Source organism: Sinimarinibacterium thermocellulolyticum, from assembly GCF_040327995.1.
Classification (GTDB): domain Bacteria; phylum Pseudomonadota; class Gammaproteobacteria; order Nevskiales; family Nevskiaceae; genus Solimonas; species Solimonas thermocellulolyticum.
The window spans coordinates 151,974-171,311 of the sequence record NZ_JBEPIJ010000001.1; the positions used below are offsets into that span (position 1 = coordinate 151,974).

Genomic DNA, 19,338 nt, shown 5'->3' on the forward strand with positions numbered 1-19,338 from the left:
TTCAGCCCGACACCAGACCGCTACGCTGGGCAAACCACAGGGCGGCGACGACTGCGACCGCGAGCGACCCGAGTCGCAGCAAAACGGACCGGTAAATCCGGTGCGCACGCATCGCGTATGCGAGCGGCACCGCGACGAGCACGATCGCGAGCTGACCAAGTTCGACGCCGAGATTGAAGGCCAGCAGGCTCAAGACGCGTAATCCGTCCGGCAAGCCCAGTTCGCCGAGCACCGCGGCGAAGCCGAAGCCGTGGACGAGACCGAATGCGAAGGCAAGCAGCCAGCGCCGCCGCCATACCAGCGGACGCAGGTTGTTCAGCGCGGCCAGCACCACCGATGCGGCGATCGCCGATTCGACTACGGCGCCCGGCGGACGAACGAGGTCGAGCGCAGCGAGACTCAGCGTGATCGAATGCGCCAGCGTGAACGCCGTGACGGTGGCGGCGACGTCGTAAAGCGCCGGCCGCAGCCGCGTCACCGGCTGCCAGCCGGCGGCACGCCAGACCAGTACCGATGGCAGCAGCAGGGCCAGCAGGAACAGAATGTGGTCTATGCCGATCCAGATGTGGTGCACGCCCTCGCGCAGGTAATCGATGAAGCTGCCTGTAGCCGATGAATGGCCCAGTACCCACTCGCGGCGACTGGCGTCCGGACTGAACACGGCCGCATGGGCGTGACCGCCAGCCTCGAGGTGTAGCAGCCCGCGATGCGTGGGGTCGAGATCGAACAGCAGGCGGTATTCGAGCGCGAGGACGCGCGCAGCGAGCGGACACGCTCCGGCGAGATCGAGCCAGGCATAGCGGCCGTCGCCGCGGGCGTGGACACGCAGATCGGTGACGGCGAGAGTGCAGGGACGTCCGTCGGCATCGAGCCTTATTCCGGAAGCGACCACCGCCGCCAGCCGCGCCCTGCTCGCGCGCAGCTCCCCCCAGGTCAGCAGACGGTCAGCGTTGGCATCGGCGGCCACCAGCACATCGACGTCGCGCAGCGCGATCTCCAACTGGCCGCCGACACGCCCGCCGTCGAGCCGGAGTGTCAGGAAAGCATCACTCGGCCGGTGCGCGGCCGCCGCGAACGCCCATAACGCCAGGACCGCGCCCAGCAGCGGCGGCCAGCCGCGGACGCGGCTCACCAGCGTGCCTCGAGCCAGACGTCGCGCACCCCGCTGGCCTCGCTCCAGTCGCGCAGGCCGGCGATGGCGCGCGCATCGCCGGCGGCCAGTGCGGCGGCGAGTAACAACCGCGCATCGGCCAGCTCGCGTTGATCGCGGAAGTTCGCCCGAGCCAGCGCGAGCGCACGCGCGGCGTCGCGCTCGACGAACAGCGCAAAGCTCGCCTCCTCACGCAGATGCGGCGCATCGCCGCGCCGGCGCAGCGCCGCATAGGTATCGGCCAGAGCATCGGTCAGTTCGGTAACGCGCGCCGACTCGCCCAGGGCGAGGTACGCCCGGACCGCAGCCAGACGCAGGATCTCGCTGTTACTCGCGTCCTCGAGCAGCGTGATCACGGCGCCAGCCCTCCCCTGCTCCAGCAACAAGTCGGCATAGGCCGCGCGCAAGCCTAGATCCCAAGGCGCGCGCGCGAGCCCGGCGACGAACGCAGACTCGGCGGCGACGAGGTCACCACGGCGCTGCGCCGCGGCGGCACGTTCCGCCTGATACCAGGCGTAGACCGGATCGGGCTGCGCCGCCATCGCCGCATCGAGCGCATCGAGCCCCGCCCCCGCACCCCAGGGATCGCGCGGCGCCGCCGTCGCGAGCCGGCACAGCTCGGCGACCACGCCGGGGGCGAGCGTCTGCAGCCGCGCACAGTCGGCTGCGGCAGCATCCAGCGCACCGCGCACGCGGTGGATGGTCGCGCGCGTCAACCAGGCCTGGGCGTGGTCGGGACTGCGCGTGAGCAGGCGATCGAGATCCGCGAGCGCCGCTGCGAAAGCGTGCTGGTGCTGTTTGAGCGTGGCACGCAGCAGTAGGATGTCGTCCGGGGCGTTCGGCGCGGACCACCACGGTTGCAGCAAGCCCTGCGCGTAACCGTAGTCACGCGGATCGCCGCTGCGCCGCGCCCGTTCGAGGAACACGCGGGCGGCGCGAGCGGCGAGCGCGGCATCGGCGACCCCGCCACGCGGCGCACCCGCCGCACGCTCCGGCAGGCGTTCGAGTATCTCGCCATCGTTCGCCGGCCGGAAGGGCGCGCCGTATGCCAAACCAGCCACGAGCCCCAAGGCAAAACAGACCCCCCGCCAGCGGCAGGGGGTCCGGATCCGAGTAGATGCCGTCACCTCAGCGTGTGATCGGCACGGGCTCGGTATTCTCGGCGGTGTCGTCGAAAACGAAGGCACCGTCGTTTACCGGGAATGGTTCTGCGGTCTCGTCGGTCTGTGACGCGATCACGATCAGCCGCTGCGTCGAGCTCTGAGATCGTGGCGCGCGATCATCGTCATCGTCGCAGGCCACGAGCAGGCCAGTGGCGAGCAACGCAATGCAGATTTGGAATGCGCGCATGGGCTTACCTCCGGGCGATCGCGGTGGCTTCGTTCGGCGACCCCGGCAACGGGTGATCGAGGAACGGGAAACGGTCGAGGTAATCGTTCGGATCGGGACGCGCACCGTCGGTGTATTTCAGCTTGCGCGAATCGCGAGACGGCGGGTCTACTTCGTCCGGAAGGAGTACGCCCATCGCGGCGCGTAGTTCGATGTCGACGACGTCATCGATCGGCCTGCGGCCGTTGGGGAATCCCGCCAGATCACCGCCGAGCACTCCGAGATCGTTCTGCTCGGCGCGCGGCGTCGGCGGGATGTCGAGGTTCAAGCGCAACATCTCGGACGGCACGCTGTTCGAGCCTTCGACCTTGGTCAGTCCGTCGATGCCGGTCAGGAACGCGGCGATCAGGTCGGAGCGCGGATAGACCTCCGGAGCACGCACGCCCGCCGAACCGAACAGAATCTCCAACAGCTTGGGCAGCGTCGGGTTGAAGACGTAATCGGCAAAGCGCGCGGCATCGTCCTTGGGCTCGGTGGCATTGAACAAATCCTTGTCCGGCAGACCAATGACGACTTCGTTGACCAGCGGCGAACCCAGGCGTGACACCTGGGTCCACGCCCCGCCCTCGAGCGCGGCTCCGGTATTGGTCGCAGGCGCCGTTTGATCGGTGCGTTGCGGCTGCGGATTGATCACGCGCGCCTGGCGCAGGCTCGCCGTGGTCCAGCCGCCGATGATGGGTGTCGATCCACGCAGGCAGGCCGCCGGCACCTCGAGCGCGAGCGAGGTCACGTTTTTGTCGCCGATGGTATTGCGTTCCAGGGCACGCGCATCCTGGCCCTGGGGTCCCAGCTCCTCGACCGGCACGGCGATGTTCACCAGATCGAAGGTCTCGCCGAGATTGACGACGAAACCCTCGCGGCGCTGGCCGACGAAGACGCGCGCCGTGCCGTCGCAGCCGGGGATGATGATGTCGTGGATGAAGCTGTCGGCGTAGGCCGGATAGTCCGGGATCGACTTGTTGCCGATGTTGTCGATCGGCTTGCCGAGACTACGCGAACCGTCGGTCTTGCGCACCGGCATCCGCATGCCCGTACGCCGGTCGCCGCGGACGATGTCAAGCGTATAGGTCTCCACCACATTCTGCGCCGCCGAGTCGCCAGCGCCGATCTGACCGATATTGACCAGCGGTACCGGCACCATCTTGTCACCGACCGGGACGGCGAGCCCCTTTAGCTGACTGTCGAAACGGAATTGAAAGGTAATGTCCTCGACGCCGTCGCCGCTGTTGTCGATGTGGATCTCGTACAACGCGTTCGGATCGAGTGAGAAATAGTTCGGGCCGCCATAGGCATCCTGCAACGGCAGGTAGTTGGCCACGATCACCACACGATCCTCGCGGCCGTCCTCGTAACTGCGGAACATGTAGAAATCGGTGCCGTCAATCTTGGGCGCCGTGGTGACGAACGGGGCCTCGCGGTGGCTCGATGCGTGCGCCACGGACATCGCACCAACCGTGGCGAGCGCCGCGACCAGCGCGGCCAGTGATTGGGTGTGTCGCATCAGTCTCTCCGGTTAGGGCTGGGTCGGGAGCATTTCCCCGCTCGGTATACGGCCGCTCCGCAGCCGCGGATGCAAAAGCCGGAGCGTCGATACGCCCCGGGGACCGGTCGGAAAGCGAGCGCGCGCCGAGATCCCGCTCCGCGCGATGTCCACGCCGCCATCTGCGATGTCGGCGGGCGCGATCAGAAGAGGCTTCAGCCCTCGCGCGGACGCTCGACGAGGGTGTGGATCTCGCGGATCGGGCAGCGCCGCGGGCCGATCGGGCTCTCCACGATCAAGATGTCGAGGCGAGTCAGCACTGATCCCGTGGTACGAAAGCCGATGGTCTCGGCGCTGCCCAGGTCCGGACACGGCTGCATCAAGCTGATCAGGTAGCGCTCCGATACGCCACCGCCGACGAGGATGTGCTCGTCGTCGAGACGATTCCAGCCGTCGATGCGGTAGTCGGCAATGCGCTCGACCGGCGCACCCAGCGACAGGCCGCGCGCGGCGAGCCGCTGCTCCATCGTCGGCAGGTCCTGCGCGGACGGCGTGGCGCAGGCACCGACCAGGGTGAGCAGCAGCGCCGGCATCACGATGCGGTGCAAGTCAAGGCTCATCGCGGGCCTCCCGATGAAGACGCCGGCAGCTTATCACCGCACCCGTAGTCGCCATTGCCCGACACCGAACACGGCGGGCGCGAGCGCCGACACCAGGGGGTAGAATGCCGGTCTGCCTCACGATCCGTCCCAGGAGTCCCGCCATGTCTAAAGCCGCCGATCCCGTCGTCATCACCGCCGTCGCCCGCACGCCGATGGGCGGCATGCTCGGCGTGCTGTCGCCGTTTTCCGGCGCCGAGCTCGGCGCGCGCGCGATCAAGGCGGCGGTCGAACGCAGCCAGCTCGCGGCCGATGCCGTCGACGAGGTGATCATGGGCTGCTGCCTGCCCGCGGGCCAGGGGCAGGCGCCGGCGCGTCAGGCGGCACGCGGCGCCGGCCTGGTCGATTCCACCGGCGCGCTGACGATCAACAAGATGTGCGGCTCGGGCATGAAGGCGGTGATGCTCGCGCACGACCTGCTGCTCGCCGGCAGCAACCGCGTGATGGTCGCCGGCGGCATGGAGAGCATGACCAACGCCCCGCACCTGCTGACCCGGGCACGCGGCGGCTATCGCTACGGTCATGGTGAGCTGCTCGACCACATGGCACTCGACGGGCTCGAGGACGCCTACGAGAAGCGCACGCCGATGGGCATCTTCGCCGAACGCACGGCGGAAGTGTACGGCTTCACGCGCGAGCAGCAGGATACCTTCGCGATCGCCTCGCTGGAGCGCGCCCAGCGTGCCAGCGAGGATGGCAGCTTCGCGTTCGAGATCACGCCGGTGCAGGTCAAGGGCAAGACCGGGGTCGAGACCATCGACAAGGACGAGCAGCCGGCCAAGGGACGCGCGGACAAGATCCCGACGCTCAAGCCGGCGTTCAAGAAGGACGGCACCATCACCGCCGCCAATGCCAGCTCGATCTCCGACGGCGCCGCCGCGCTGACGCTGATGCGCGCCTCGGAAGCGCAGCGGCGCGGCATCGCACCGCTCGCGCGCATCGTCGCGCACGCCAGTCACTCGCGCCTGCCGGCGGAGTTCACGATCGCGCCGGTGTACGCGATCTCCGAGGTGCTCAAGAAGGCCGGCTGGAACGTCGCCGATGTCGATCTGTGGGAGATCAACGAAGCCTTCGCCGTCGTGACCATGGCGGCGATGCAGGATCTGGAACTGCCGCACGCCAAGGTCAACGTCCACGGCGGTGCCTGCGCGCTGGGCCATCCGATCGGCGCCTCCGGCGCACGCATCATCACGACGCTGATCGGCGCGCTGAAGAAGACCGGCGGCAAGCGCGGCGTCGCCTCGCTGTGCATCGGCGGCGGCGAGGCGGTGGCGCTGGCAATCGAGATGCTCTGATGCGTCTGCTCGCCGTCGCGCTGCTCGCCTGCACGCTCACCGGCTGCGGCGGCGACGGCGGCATACCGGATGTCGATCCGGCAAGTCTTTGCGTGGACGACGCCTGCGGCAGCAAGACCGTGCTGCTGACGGTACCGGACGCCGAGAACATCCTGTTCACCGACGACGGCCGCCTGTTCGTCTCCGGCGGCACCAATGTCTTCGAGATCGTGCGCGACGGTGACGGCTACCGCGCCTTTGCGATCCACGACGGAAGCTGCAACTTCACCGGCCTCGCCCAGCGCGGCGAGGTGTTGTACGCCAACTGCTTCGACGGCCGGCTCTACGCGGCGCGGCTGACGGCGGCGCCGCTGCTCCAAGCCATCCACGATCTGGGGCTGGCCGCGCCCAACGGCCTGGTCGACGGTCCCGACGGCGAGCTGTATCTGGTCAACGGTCCGCTGGCGACCACCGCGCCGCCCGACCCCAAGATCGTGCGCCTGCGCCTGGACCCGTCCGACCCGTTCAAGGTCGTCGAACAGACCGACTGGTTCAGCGACGGTCTGCTCGGCCCCAACGGCATCCAGCGCCGCGGGCGCACGCTCTACGTCAGCAACAGCGCGCCGACCGGGCTCGGCGAGATCCGCAGCGTCGAGATCGCCGCCGACGGCAGTGCCGGCGCGTCGCGCCAAGTGCTGAGCTTTTTCGGCCTGCCGGACGATTTCAGCCTGGTGGGCGAGCACCTGTTGGTACCCAGTTTCAGCGGTGGCTTCATCGCCCTGTACGCGCCCGATGGCCGCCTGCTGCAGCGCACCGGCTCAGGACGCTTCAGTTTTCCGTCGCAGGCGCGCATCGGTCGCGCGCCGCTGTTCGCGCCGACCGACATCCTCGTCACCGAGAAGGGCATCCTCGGCGATACCGGCTCGTCGGTCGGTAACGTGTTGTCCGTATTCCGCGCGACGGGCCTTTGAAGCGGCGTCAGGGCGCCGTCATCTCGCGCGCGAGCGCGCCGGCGTCGTAGATCTTCTCCAGCGCTTCGAGCATGGCCGCGCTGTGCACCGCGACCGCGCGGTTGCGGGTCTCGTCGTAACCGAAGGCGCCGCCGAGCGAGTGCATGTTGCCGTCGAAGGCCAGGCCCACGACCTCGGCCTCGCGGTTGATCACCGGGCTGCCCGAGTTGCCGCCGGTGATGTCGTTGGTGGTGACGAAGTTCAGCGGCAGCCTCGGGTCCAGCCGCGGCTTGGCATCCAGCCACGAACGCGGCAAGGCGAAGGGCTCTGTTGCGGTCGCACGTGCGAACAGACCGGCGAGGCGCGTGAACGGCTCGATCGTGCGTCCGTTCTCCTCCCAGCCCGCCACCTCCCCGTAGGACAGCCGCAGCGAGAAGGTCGCGTCTGGATAGGTCTGCGTGCCCAGGGTCTCGAAGCGCAGGCGCGCGAGGATGGCGGCGTTCTTGTGCTCGACCGCCTCGACCTCGGTCTCGTAGCGCTGACGCAGCTCGCGCGAGACGGTATCGATCGCGCGCGCGAGCTGGATGAACGGATCGGTCGATGCCGATACCGCCTCGAAGCCGCCTTCCCAGAGCCGGCGACGCAGCGTGAGGTCGCCGAGCCGGGTGCCGGCGACGAGCTTGGCCGCGAGCGCCTCCGGCGAGTCGCCCGCGAGCACCAGCTTGACCAGCGGATCATCCGGCCCGAGGCGCTCGCGCAGCTTGCTCAGCGACCAGGCGAGCTTGGTCTGCTCGTAGGCCGGGTAGATCGGCGCGCTCGACAGCACCGTCTGCTCCAGCCGCGTGAGCTTGGCGTCCTGGTATTCGCGCAGGCGCTGGGCGCTGGGCTTGCCGCGCTCCTCGGCGGCGCGCACCAGATGGCGCGCCAGCTCGAAATACTTCGAGTCGAAACCCAGCGCGCGCTCGATCATCTGATACGGCGCCTCCAGCGCCCGGTACGCCCGTTGCGCGGCGGCGATCGCCGCCCACGGATCGCCGTCGGCGGCAGCGGCCGCCTTGCGCAGACGTGCCTCGGCCTTGCGTTTCTGCCCGAGCAGCTCGGGCTGCTGCAGGGCCGCGAGCTGCCCCCGCAGCACCTTCAGGCTGTTCTCGGTGAAGGTCAGGTCCGACCGCGCCTGCCGCTGCGCCTCCTCGCTGCCGCGCCCGTACTGCCACAGCAGCGCGCGCCGCTCGGAGAGATAGAGCAGGCCGTTGATCAGGTCGACGTCGCGCAGGCGCTGCAACTGGCTGACCGTGAGCAACCGGCGCGTCGTGCCCGGATGTCCGGTGACCATCACCAGCTCTCCGGGCGCGGCGCCCTCGCGCGCCAGCTTCAGATGCGCATCCGTGCGCACCGGCTCGCCGTCCTCGTAGGCGCGCAGCAAGGCCATGTCGAGGTTGTAGCGCGGAAAATTGAAGTTGTCCGGATCACCGCCGAAGAATCCGATGCGGTACTCCGGCGAGAACACCAATCGCACGTCCTGGTAACGATCGTAGCGGTACAGGTGATAAAGACCGCCACCGTAGAGCTCGACCACGTCGCAGCGCGTGGATGCCGCATCGTCGCCGACGCACTCGGCCTCGATGCGCGCCTTCTCGGCATCGCGCGCGTCGACATAGGCCTGACCGCTGCGGTTGGCGGTGGCCGCGGCGATGCGCTCGGTGACGTCGGTGATGGCGACCAGGCGGTTGAGCTCCTCGGCCGGACAGCGCAGCTCATCGGCGCGGGCGCGTGCGACGAATCCATCGTCGACGTAGTCGGACTTGGCAGAAGACAGCTCGCTGACACAGCGCAGCACACAATGCGCATTGGTCAGCACCAGCCCTTCGGGCGAAACGAATGACCCCGAACAGCCGCTGGCCAGACGCACCGAGGCGTGCATCAGTCGCTGCACCCAGGCCTCGTCGGGCTCGAAGCCATAGCGCGCCTTGAGTGCCTGGCGCGGCAGGTTGTCGAGCGTCCACATGCCTTCCGCCGCAATTGCGGGCGCCGCCGGCAGTACCAGCAGGGCACCTAGGACGATCGCCGCGCGAAGACCCACTGCACACACCACATTCATCAGCCTGCCCCCTCATCGACCGCGCGCCGTCCGTACCCGAGGCGCGCTAAGCTGACCCGGCAATGAGCCGGGAAGTTTCCTTCGACCCACGCGGGTATGCGTGGTTGACCGTGCTGCTCCCGATCGCGGCCGTGCACCTTGCCTATCTGGTGTCGATCGCGCAGGGTTCGGTAGAGGCCTGCGTGCCCTACTGGGAAGGCTGCACGTCGATCAGTCGCGCCGGACGCCATGGCCTGGCCAATCTGCTGTTCAAAGGACTGATGCTGCCACATGCGGCCCAGCTCGTGGGCTTTTGGCTGTTGACCTCGCTGTGGCTGCGCGCGCTGCGCCCGGACGCGCCGCGCCGCATCCTCGCCGTCACCGGCCTGGGCCTCGTCGCCGCCGTGTTCCTGATTCTCTACGCGAGCTTTCTCGGCGCCGAAGGGCCCACCTACCAGTGGCTGCGGCGCTACGGCATCAACGTGTTCTTCTCGTTCAGCGTGCTGGCGCAAATGCTGGTGATCGCGCTGCTGCAGCCGGTGCCCTCGCTCCGCCCTTTCTTGCGCCGCACCATGCTGGCCTTCGCCGCGCTGCTGCTGGCGCTGGGTCTGGCCAGCCTGCCGCTGCAGCATTTCGCGACCGATGCGGATCGCGCGATGAATGCGCTCGAATGGACCTACGCGCTGCTGATGGCACTGTTCTACGGACTGATCGGCCTCGCGTGGGGCGCCACCGGCTTTCGCCTGCGCGTCTGCACGGACGCGGACACGCCGGGCTCGCGCTGAGGTGTACACATGTTGTCCACGTGTATACATTTACAAAAGTAGGACATCGCCGCATCCTTCGACACGGCTGACGTTTTCATCGACCCGCACTCCGCCCGTCAGCCGCCCGGGCCGGCGGCCGCACCGGGGACGGCCACAGCAGATGCTTGAGGTTGTCGCGCTCCAGCACGTGTTCGAGCGCATTCTCCAAGAGGTGCCGGCACTGCGCTGCCGCGCTGTAGAGCAAGGCGTGTGTCGCGCCGTCACGGGCATCCGTGCTTTCGCATTCCATACTGTACTTTTCGAAGGCATTGAGGCCGACCAGAAGATCGGCGAGGTGGCGCGGGCACTCGCACTGATCGATGACTGGATATCCGAGACGACGCCGAGCGCATCGTCATCGAAGCGTCGCGCCGGCACTTTGCGCACCCGCTATCGCTCGACGCCCTCGGCCACTTCTGGCGGCACCAGGTTCAGGCTCATCAGGCAGACACGCGCCAGATGCGCCGCATCGACCGGCGCACGCACCGCCGTGACGCCATCCCGATCGAGCCGGCGCGGCATCGCGCGACTGGCGAAGCCGTAGACCACGACGCTCAGGCGCGGACGCAAACGCGTCGACAGCAAGCGCGCAGGCTGCGCGCGACACCCCCCAACACGCTGGGTTTGCGCAGGCGGCTGCGCCGCCAATCCCGCGATGCGATCCGCCGCCGCGCCGAGGCCGTGGCATGAAAGCCTCGTGCGCGATGACTTGAATCCCCATGCGGCGAGCGGTAGACACTGAGTCTGCGGCGGCATTGGAGCGGGCGTGATCGAGTCAGCGGCACAGCGGCTGTTGGAACCCGGCGAGGTCCTGTTCCGAACGGGGGACATCGGCCACGAGGCCTATCTGATCGAAAGCGGCGCCGTGGAGATCTACGTCGACCGCCCCGAGGGCCGCCGCGTGCTCGCCCTGCTCGGCGCCGACGATCTGTTCGGCGAGCTCGCTTTGATCGGCGATCAGACGCGCACCGCCTGCGCCCGCGCGGCGACCGCGACGCGCTTGAGCGTCATCACCCACGACCTTCTCCACGATCAGCTCGAACGGGCCGCGCCGCTATTGCGGCACCTGCTGCGCGTCACCTTGGCTCGCTGCCGCAGCAATCTGCGCATGATCGGCGACGGCGAGAACCCCGCGCCCACGAGCATCGCCCCGGCGACCGAGCCCGGCAGCGTCGGCAGCCTCGCACTCACGCGTCTGCGTCTGGAACGAGCGATCGCCGAGGCCATCGAGCGCGAGGAGCTGGAGCTGTTCTATCAGCCGATCGTGCGCCTCGGCGGCGGCCATGTGGTCGGCTTCGAAGCACTGGCGCGCTGGCGTCGCAGCGACGGCACACTGGTGCCGCCCGGGGAATTCATCTGGGTGCTCGAGGATTCGAAGCTGATCTTGGAGTTCGGCCGCTGGGTGATCCGCAAGGCCGCGGCCGATCTGCGCAAGCTCGATGCCCATCATCAGCCGATTCGTGTCGACGACGAGCCCCTGTTCTGCTCGGTGAACCTGTCCGTGCGCCAGTTCGGCGACCCCGAGTTGCTACCGGTGCTGCGCGCCGCCTTGGCCGACCATGCGTTGCAGGCCGGCCAGCTCCGGCTGGAGATCACCGAGTCGGGGCTGCTCAACAATCTCAACGCGGCGCTCGAACTGATCGAGCAGTGCCGTGCGCTCGGCTGTCGCGTCGTCGTCGACGACTTCGGCACCGGCTACAGCTCGCTGTGGTATCTACACAGCCTGCCGGTCGACGGGCTCAAGCTCGATCGCGCCTTCCTGCAGGACTCGACCCGTAGCGACCGCGGCCTGCGCATCGTTCGCGCCGTCGGCCGGCTCGCCGCGGATCTGGACATGTCGGCGATCGCCGAGGGCATCGAAACCCCCGAACAGGCGGCGATCTGTCACGACCTTGGCCTCGACTACGGCCAAGGGTACTACTTCGGCCGCGCGGTGCCCTTGGCGCAGGCGCAGGCGCTGCTGCGCCGACAGGTTGCGGATCTTTGATCCGTCCGGCTCAGCGCCGGCGCAGGCCCGCGGCCTGTTCGCCGAGCAAACGCCAGCCGAGCGCGAACATGCCGAAGCAGCCGGCCATCACCACGATGAGTGCACTGCGCACACGCCCGCCCAGCGGCAGTTGCATCACCAGCCACAGCAGCACACCGGCGGCGCCGAGCACGGCGTAGAACAAGCGAGTCGCGGCGGTATGCACGGCATCACCCAGCCGCGCACGCCACGCCCGCCTGGACACTCCGCTGCCGATGGTCCCGTGCGAAATCGCGATGCCCATTGCCGTTCTCCCGACACGCCCATCGAGGCGCACGTCCATTTGACGGCAGCGCGACCGTGGACCTGACGCCGCTCGATCGACGCACGCTGCCGCTGGTCGGTGACCGATTCCGAGCGGCCAGACGAGAACGACGAGCGGTCGACCGCCGCCGAACGCGCGCGTCGGCGGGCATGGCGGGGATTCGCAATCCCCGGGCGTTGCGACGCGGTAACCTTCACCGTGAGAACGCAACGCGCCGCCGACCGCGGCGCGGCCCTTTTCTGGAGGAAATTTTGGAGGAAAGCATGTCTGGCGAACGAGCGAGTGGGCGCCTGCGGCGGATGGGCGTTGCCCCGATCTGCGCGCTGATGCTGGCGGCCTGCGGGTCGAGTCACCCGACCAGCGGCGTCGATCTGCCACCGCTGCGCGACGAGACGCTGGACGCGCAACTCGTCGACGCGATCGAGCAGACCCGCGCGCGCGGCTGCGACTTTCTCGAACCGGCCTACTGCCTGTTCCCGTGGCCGAACGATTACTTCACCGTGGCCGACGCCGCCACCGACACCGGTCGCCGCATCGATCTACCGCTGGCCGCGATGCCCAAGAATCTCGCCGGACTGCCGCTGCGTCCCGACGAATGGAACCGCAACGACGGCTTCTCGCCGGGCCAGATGATGGTGACTTACGTGCCCGGACTCGACCCCGAGGTCAGCGGCATCGGCAACATCACCGACATCGAAGCCTCGCTCGATGCCGATGCGCCGATCCTGGTGATCGACGCCGACACCGGCGAGCGTCATCCGATCTGGGTGGAGATCGATGCCAGCGAGACCGCACGCACCCTGTGCGATGCGCCGGCCAGCGTCTTCGACATCGCGGATCTGGTCGCCGGCGAGCTGGGCATCGAGGATGTAGTCGCCAACCTGGGCGCTGTGGTCGATGGCCTGGGCGCCGGCTGCACGCTGACGCTACAGCCGATCCTCGCCGCGCTCGGCGAGGCACTGCACGACACGCTGCTGCCGAACAACGCGCTGAAGGTCGATCCACCGGCGCTGCTGATGCGGCCGGCCAAGAACTTCCGCGACGGTCACCGCTACATCGTCGCGATGCGCAATCTCAAGAACGCCCAAGGCGAGATCATCGAGGCGCCGGCGGCCTTCCGCGTCTACCGCGACCGTTACTCCAGCGCCTTCGAGGAAGTCAACGCGCGCCGGGATCACATGGAGGACATCATCGCGCGTCTTGCACGGCACGGTGTGCGCCGCGACGAGCTGTACATGGCCTGGGACTTCACCGTGGCCAGTACGCGCAATCTCGCCGGCCGTCTGCTGCACATGCGCGACACGGCGCTCGCCAGTCTCGGTGAGGCGGCGCCGGGCTTCGAGATCACCGAGGTCACCGACTTCGAGACCGGCGAAACGATCCGCCGCGTGCAAGGCCGCTACACGGTTCCGAACTTCCTGACCCTCCCCGACGGCATCTGCGACAACCTGCTGCCCCCGGTCAGCGCGCTGGTCGACTACTGCGCCCGGCTCGAAACGCTGGGCGCGCTGCTTGGCGGCGACGAACTGCCCTTGCTCGGCGATCTCATCGGCGCCGCGAGCGACGCGGTCGGCCTTTTGGTCGAGCTCGGCCAGGTACCGCTGTCACGCCTGTACTACGAGGGCGACAGCGAACGGCCGTCGATCAATCCGCTGATGCCGACGCAATCCTTTGACTTTCAGTGCGAGATCCCGCGCACCGCGCTCGCAAGTTTCGAGGATGCCGACACCTGGCTGCGGCCGGCGACGCCCACGCTGTACGGCCACGGCCTGCTCGGCGGCAAGGGCGAGGTCGGCGGCGGCAGCACGCGGCGTCTGCGCGAACAGAACTTCATGCACTGCGCGATCGACTGGATCGGCATGGCCACGCGCGACGTACCGTCGGTGCTGACCTACTTGCTCGACATGAGCTTCTTCCCGACGCTGCCGGACCGCGTGCAGCAAAGCATCGTCAACTGGCACGTGCTCACACGTTTAATCCAACACCCGGACGGTCTGGCTTCGCATCCGGCGTTCCAGACCGCGGACGGACGCCCGGTGTTCGACCCCGCCAAGGTCGTCTATGACGGCAACAGCCAGGGCGGCATCATCGGTGGAGCGGTGATGGCCACCAGCACCGACATCACGCGCGGCGTCCTCGGCGTGCCCGGCGCCAACTACTCGACCCTGCTGCGGCGCAGCGTCGACTTCGACACCTACGGCGCACTGCTCTACACCTCTTACCCCAACTCCTTCGACCAGAGCTTCATCCTGTCCTTCATCCAGATGCTCTGGGACCGCGCCGAGACCAACGGGTACATGAATCACCTGCGACGGCCCGACGCTTACACCGCGCTCGGCCATCCGACGCCGAATCACGAGGTGCTGCTGCACGTGGCCTTCGGCGATCACCAGGTCGCCGACCTGACGCCGGAGGTGATGAGTCGCAGTTATGACGGCGCCGTGCACCTTCCCGGCACCGAGCCCGGCCGTCACACCGGCGTCAATCCGTTTGCGCTGATCCGCCCCGCGGTCGATGGCGAGGACGGCTCGGTGATGGTGGTCTGGGACATCGGCCCGCTGAATCCGGACAACCCGGACAACCCGGGCACCGCGCCGTCGCCGGCCGCGAACACGCCGCCGCGACAAGGCCGCGATCCGCACTCCGATCCGCGCGCCGACGTCGCCGGGGGCATCCAGCGCGAAGCCTTCCTGCGCGAGGATCGCTATCTCGACGTCTGCGCCGATCGCCCCTGTTTCACCCGCGGCTATCTGCCGGCGGACGTGGCCAGCGGCGCGGCCGGCAATGCCGCCCCGCTCGTCAACGCGCTGCCCGAGGTGCAGGCCAAGCCGGGCGGACGCGCCGCAGTCACCGCCATCGCCGCCGACCCGGACCGCGACGAACTCGCCTACCAGTGGCAAATCGTCGCCGGCGCCGATTGTGTCGCCGGCATCGGCGACGCCGGCGCCGCCAGCACCGAGCTGGCGCTGGCTGCGGCCTGCACGCGAAGCGAGATCGTCCTGCGCGTGACGGTCAGTGACGGCCGCGGCGGCACGGCGAGCGAGATCACGCGTGTGCGGCTCGTCGGCGCGGACGGGTCACGACAAAGCCCGGCGGACGGCTGATCCGGTCGACGACGACACCGCGTCCGCGCAATGCCGCCGGCGCGGGGCCGAGCCAACGCCAAGGGGCAGCGGCAGACCCGTGCGCACGATCCATCGCCCGACGCACGTCGGCACGGCGCCGTCTCGATTGCCGCAACGGGGGGCGGCCGCTATGATCGCGCGCCGCCGCTGCCCCACCGCGAGAACGACCACATGCGTACCCTCTTCGTTCCAGCCCTGCTGGTTCTGCTCGCTCCTGCGTCCGTCTTGGCCGCAGAAGCCGCTGCGACGATCGACCTGACCAGCCACTGGGTGGGCTTCGCCGCCATTGCGGTCTTTCTCGTTGCTTACGCGCTGGTCATCGCCGAAGAATGGCTGCACCTGCGCAAATCGATTCCGGTGCTGCTCGGCGCGGTCATCATCTGGATCATGATCGGCGGCGTCTACGCAAGCCTCGGCGACACCGAGACCGTCGGCCGCGTCGTGCGCCACAACCTGGTCGAATACGCCGAGCTGTTTCTGTTCCTGCTGGTGGCGATGACCTTCATCAACACCCTGGACGAGCGCGACGTATTCAACGCCCTGCGCGGCTACCTGGTGTCACGCGGCTGGTCACTGCGCACGCTGTTCTGGCTCACCGGCCTGCTGGCGTTCTTCATTTCCCCGGTGGCCGACAACATGACCACGGCTCTGGTCATGTCCTCGGTGGCGATGGCCGTTGGCCGCGGGCATCCCGGCTTCATCGTCGTGTCGTGCATCAACATCGTCGTCGCCGCCAATGCCGGCGGCGCCTGGAGCCCCTTCGGCGACATCACCACCCTCATGGTCTGGCAAAAAGGCGTATTCCCGGCCCATGAGTTCCTCGCGCTGCTGGTGCCGTCCATCGTGAGCTGGCTGATCCCAGCACTGATCATGTCGTTCACCGTGCCGCGCGCAAACCCCGAGCCGCTCAACGTGAAACCGGAGATCCGCCACGGCGGCATCGTCATTCTGTGCCTGTTCATCGCCACCATCGCGTTCACCGTCACCCTGCACGCCTGGCTCCACCTGCCACCGGCGCTGGGCATGATGGGTGGCCTCGGCGCGCTGATGCTGGTCAGCTACATCCTCAACCGCATCGGCAAGGGTCGCCACGGCAAGACCTTGCGCAACACCATGATGGAACAAGGCGGCATCAGCGACACCGGCAGCAGCGATCCGCACGAAAGGCGCCGCCTCAACACCTTCAACCAGCTCGCACGCTCGGAATGGGACACCCTGCTGTTCTTCTACGGCATCATCCTGTGCGTCGGCGGCCTCGGCACCCTCGGTTATCTCAGCGTGGGCTCGCAACTGCTCTACGGGGAACTGGGCGCGACCACCGCCAACGTCCTCGTCGGCGTGGTGTCTGCGGTCATCGACAACATCCCGGTGATGTTCGCCGTGCTCAGCATGTACCCCGAGATGAGCGACGGCCAATGGTTGCTGGTCACGCTCACCGCCGGCATCGGCGGCTCACTGCTGTCGATCGGCTCCGCCGCCGGCGTCGCCGTGATGGGCCAGGCGCGCGGCGTCTACACCTTCTTCGCCCACCTGCGCTGGACCTGGGCGATCGCACTGGGCTACGCCATCAGCATCGCCGTGCATTTCTGGGTCAATCACGCCTACTTCCAGATGCGCTGAAGGCCGCACGATCAAACCTTGCGCCAGACCGGACCAGCCGCCATAATTCGCGCCCCTCGGCAGTCGCCGCAGGCGCGTAGCTCAGCTGGTTAGAGCACCACCTTGACATGGTGGGGGTCGTTGGTTCGAGTCCAATCGCGCCTACCAATGCAATCATGATCAAGCCCCGAACCATCGGGGCTTTTTCATGCGGATGCGCAACGCCGACGCGGCAGCAGCGCGCGCGGGATCCGCGGCTTGGCGCGCACCGCGCCGTTCGGCGGGCGATGCCGCACGTCCGTGACATCGACACGGGCGCCAAGCGGCACCTGCGATAGCGTGCAGTTCCATTCGATTCACGATGGATCTGCGATGTCCGCGGTCGGCTTCTGGCGTATCCGAGGTTTGGGCACCGGGCGATGCCTTGCGAGCTACGGCGCCGCGCTCGCGGGGCTGGTGTCCATCCCCGCGGCAGCGATGAGCTACCTGCCGATGAGCGACGACAGTCTGCTCGATGCCGCGGACGTCGTCGTGGTCGGCACCGTTGCCGGCGCACACGCGAGCGTCGGCAGGGAGCTCGACGAAACCACCTATCTGCTGTCGCCCGAGTGGGTCGCGAAGGGCGCGGTGGCCACCGGCGATCTGGCGATCCGCGTGCCCGGCGCCCTCGATCGCAACGCCGTCGGTGCGCGCATCGTGCCGGGTGCGCCGCGCTTTGCGCCAGGCGAGCGTGTGCTGCTGATGTTGCGGGCCCAGCCCGATGGCAGCTACCGCGCGACGCAGCTTGCACTGGGCGTGTTCCGCGCCCGCCGGACACGATCGGGCGAAGCGGTGTGGGCGCAGGATCTTACCGCCGCCCATGCGATCGGCGGCGAGCATCGACCCGGCCGGCACCGCCGCGCCGAGGCCTTCGCCGACTGGCTGCGCGCGCGCATCGACGGACGTCCGGGCGATGCCGACTACTGGACCGACGAGGCGGTGACCGACGGCAAGTACGTGCTACCCGAGGTGCCGGCGCGCTGGTTCGAGTTCGACCTCGGGCTGCACGTGCCGATCTACACCAGCATGCGCAACGAGACGCTGTCGGGACGCGAGGCGACCGCCGCGTTGGTCACGGCGATCCAGGCCTGGAACGACGATCCGGGCAGCCGCGTGTTGCTCGGCTACGGCGGTGTCGGTGGCCAGTCGACCGGGCTCGCGGGCCTCGACGGCGTCAACCTGATCCTGTTCGACGATCCCAACGACGAGCTGGCCGGAACGTTCGACTGCTTGCTCGGCGGCCTCGGCGCCTATACGCAGTGGAGAAGCCTGGGCACGCGCATGCGTGGCGACGTGAGCTATCGCGTCATCACCGAGGCCGACGTCGTCATGCAAGACGGCATCCGCTGTCTGTTCGAAGGCCCGCGCAACGAGAATGCCGAAGAACTGTTGGCGCACGAGTTGGGCCACGTGCTCGGACTGGAGCATTCCTGCGGCGACGGCCTGCTGTCGCTGTGCGAACCGGGCACCGAAGCCGATCGCGCGCTGATGCGGCCGACGCTGCACGGCAACGGCCGCGGCGCAAGGCTCGGATCGGACGACATCGCCGCGCTGGCGCATCTGTATGCGCCGATCGATCCGGAGCCGTCCGACGATCCAGGGGGCGAGGTCACCGTGCCGCCATCCACCGCGGTGGGCGCGGCCGGCGGCGGCGGCGGTGCGCTCGGCCTCGGTGCCGTGCTCGCCTTGCTGCTGGGTGCGTGGCCGGCAGCGCTGCGCGCGGCGCGGCAGCAGCGCCTGCATCGCGGTTAGCATGGACTCCCGCCGACAGCGAATCCCGCCACATGGATGTCACCGAAGCCGTACTAACGCGCCGCAGCGTGCGCGCCTTTCTCGACCGCCCGGTCCCCGCCTCGCTGCTGCGCGAGGTGATCGCGCTCGCCGCGCGCGCACCGTCCGGCGGCAACCTGCAGCCCTGGCACATCGTCGCGGTCGGCGGCGCGCCGCTCAAGCAGATCTCCGAGCGTGTGCTGGAACGCCTGCGCAAGGCCGATCCGGATGAACGGCCCGAGTACGCGATCTACCCACCAAAGCTGTGGGAACCGCACCGCACGGCGCGTTTCGAGATCGGCGAGCAGATGTACGCAGCGCTCGGCGTCACCCGCGAGGACAAGCTCGGCCGCCTGCAGCAGTTCGCCCGCAACTACGAGTTCTTCGGCGCGCCGGCCGCGCTGTTCTGTTACATCGACCGGCGCATGGGGCCGCCGCAGTGGTCGGACCTGGGCATGTATCTGCAGACGCTGATGCTGCTCTTGCGCGAGCGCGGCCTCGACAGTTGCGCGCAGGAGTGCTGGAGCGTCTACCCCAAGACCGTCGGCTCGGTGCTGCAGGTACCGCCCGAGCTGATGCTGTTCTGCGGCATGTCGATCGGCTACGCCGATCCCGAGGCGCCCGTGAACCGGCTGCGCTCGCAGCGACTGCCAGTGGAGGCGTTCGCCCGCTTCGTCGGCTTCGATTGAAGAGCGCCGTTTGCAACGACGAAGGCGGCCCGCAGGCCGC

At 68.4% G+C, this 19,338-nt stretch carries 16 protein-coding genes and 1 tRNA gene; 9 read left to right on the forward strand and 8 right to left on the reverse strand.

Features of this window, described 5'->3' with window-relative positions:
* Position 1: 1 nt before the first annotated feature.
* The 5 genes from ABSH63_RS00770 to ABSH63_RS00790 all read right to left on the reverse strand — a co-directional run bounded on the left by ABSH63_RS00770 (position 2) and on the right by ABSH63_RS00790 (position 4,639).
* Positions 2 to 1,132: a HupE/UreJ family protein gene (locus ABSH63_RS00770; protein ID WP_352886483.1), complete on the reverse strand. Its 1,131-nt coding sequence runs from the start codon at positions 1,130 to 1,132 to the stop codon at positions 2 to 4.
* Complete coding sequence (locus tag ABSH63_RS00775) at positions 1,129 to 2,211, reverse strand: hypothetical protein (RefSeq protein ID WP_352886486.1); 1,083 nt, start codon at positions 2,209 to 2,211, stop codon at positions 1,129 to 1,131. The genes ABSH63_RS00770 and ABSH63_RS00775 overlap by 4 nt, the downstream gene beginning before the upstream one ends.
* Positions 2,212 to 2,278: 67 nt before the next feature.
* Positions 2,279 to 2,500 carry a hypothetical protein gene (locus ABSH63_RS00780; RefSeq protein WP_352886487.1) on the reverse strand — a complete coding sequence of 74 codons (222 nt, stop codon included), beginning with the start codon at positions 2,498 to 2,500 and terminating at the stop codon, positions 2,279 to 2,281.
* Between the two features lie 4 nt (positions 2,501 to 2,504).
* Positions 2,505 to 4,040, reverse strand: coding sequence for a DUF4331 domain-containing protein (locus ABSH63_RS00785; RefSeq protein WP_352886488.1), 1,536 nt, complete (start codon positions 4,038 to 4,040; stop codon positions 2,505 to 2,507).
* 194 nt (positions 4,041 to 4,234) lie between these two features.
* A complete protein-coding gene (locus ABSH63_RS00790; protein ID WP_352886491.1) occupies positions 4,235 to 4,639 on the reverse strand; it encodes a DUF6491 family protein in 405 nt (134 codons plus the stop codon).
* Positions 4,640 to 4,782: 143 nt separating this feature from the next.
* On the opposite strand from ABSH63_RS00790, the gene ABSH63_RS00795 reads away from it, so the two are divergent.
* Together ABSH63_RS00795 and ABSH63_RS00800 are read left to right on the forward strand one after the other, a co-directional pair.
* On the forward strand, positions 4,783 to 5,973 hold the full coding sequence (locus ABSH63_RS00795; protein ID WP_352886493.1) for an acetyl-CoA C-acyltransferase: 1,191 nt from the start codon (positions 4,783 to 4,785) through the stop codon (positions 5,971 to 5,973).
* Positions 5,973 to 6,923, forward strand: a complete 951-nt coding sequence (locus ABSH63_RS00800; protein ID WP_352886495.1) for an SMP-30/gluconolactonase/LRE family protein — start codon at positions 5,973 to 5,975, stop codon at positions 6,921 to 6,923. Before ABSH63_RS00795 ends, ABSH63_RS00800 begins: the two co-directional genes overlap by 1 nt.
* Positions 6,924 to 6,930: 7 nt before the next feature.
* On the opposite strand, the gene ABSH63_RS00805 is transcribed toward ABSH63_RS00800, so the two are convergent.
* On the reverse strand, positions 6,931 to 9,000 hold the full coding sequence (locus ABSH63_RS00805) for a S46 family peptidase (protein WP_352886496.1): 2,070 nt from the start codon (positions 8,998 to 9,000) through the stop codon (positions 6,931 to 6,933).
* A 62-nt stretch (positions 9,001 to 9,062) separates the two neighbouring features.
* On the opposite strand from ABSH63_RS00805, the gene ABSH63_RS00810 reads away from it, so the two are divergent.
* A complete protein-coding gene (locus ABSH63_RS00810; protein WP_352886499.1) occupies positions 9,063 to 9,764 on the forward strand; it encodes a hypothetical protein in 702 nt (233 codons plus the stop codon).
* Positions 9,765 to 10,175: 411 nt separating this feature from the next.
* Here ABSH63_RS00810 and ABSH63_RS00815 read toward each other — a convergent pair whose 3' ends face one another.
* Complete coding sequence (locus tag ABSH63_RS00815; RefSeq protein WP_352886500.1) at positions 10,176 to 10,370, reverse strand: hypothetical protein; 195 nt, start codon at positions 10,368 to 10,370, stop codon at positions 10,176 to 10,178.
* A gap of 181 nt (positions 10,371 to 10,551) precedes the next feature.
* On the opposite strand from ABSH63_RS00815, the gene ABSH63_RS00820 reads away from it, so the two are divergent.
* The gene (locus ABSH63_RS00820) at positions 10,552 to 11,772 is read left to right on the forward strand and encodes an EAL domain-containing protein (RefSeq protein ID WP_352886502.1); all 1,221 of its coding nucleotides are present in this window, start codon (positions 10,552 to 10,554) and stop codon (positions 11,770 to 11,772) included.
* Between the two features lie 10 nt (positions 11,773 to 11,782).
* On the opposite strand, the gene ABSH63_RS00825 is transcribed toward ABSH63_RS00820, so the two are convergent.
* Positions 11,783 to 12,055 carry a hypothetical protein gene (locus tag ABSH63_RS00825; RefSeq protein WP_352886503.1) on the reverse strand — a complete coding sequence of 91 codons (273 nt, stop codon included), beginning with the start codon at positions 12,053 to 12,055 and terminating at the stop codon, positions 11,783 to 11,785.
* Positions 12,056 to 12,339: 284 nt separating this feature from the next.
* On the opposite strand from ABSH63_RS00825, the gene ABSH63_RS00830 reads away from it, so the two are divergent.
* From ABSH63_RS00830 to ABSH63_RS00850, 5 genes are all read left to right on the forward strand, one after another.
* Positions 12,340 to 15,180: a hypothetical protein gene (locus tag ABSH63_RS00830; protein WP_352886505.1), complete on the forward strand. Its 2,841-nt coding sequence runs from the start codon at positions 12,340 to 12,342 to the stop codon at positions 15,178 to 15,180.
* Positions 15,181 to 15,372: 192 nt separating this feature from the next.
* Positions 15,373 to 16,821: a sodium:proton antiporter NhaD gene (gene nhaD, locus ABSH63_RS00835; RefSeq protein WP_352886506.1), complete on the forward strand. Its 1,449-nt coding sequence runs from the start codon at positions 15,373 to 15,375 to the stop codon at positions 16,819 to 16,821.
* 70 nt (positions 16,822 to 16,891) lie between these two features.
* Positions 16,892 to 16,968: transfer RNA gene (locus ABSH63_RS00840), tRNA-Val, on the forward strand.
* A gap of 204 nt (positions 16,969 to 17,172) precedes the next feature.
* Positions 17,173 to 18,591 carry a matrixin family metalloprotease gene (locus ABSH63_RS00845; RefSeq protein WP_352886507.1) on the forward strand — a complete coding sequence of 473 codons (1,419 nt, stop codon included), beginning with the start codon at positions 17,173 to 17,175 and terminating at the stop codon, positions 18,589 to 18,591.
* 32 nt (positions 18,592 to 18,623) lie between these two features.
* Positions 18,624 to 19,298: a nitroreductase gene (locus ABSH63_RS00850; protein ID WP_352886509.1), complete on the forward strand. Its 675-nt coding sequence runs from the start codon at positions 18,624 to 18,626 to the stop codon at positions 19,296 to 19,298.
* The last annotated feature ends 40 nt before the right edge of the window (positions 19,299 to 19,338 follow it).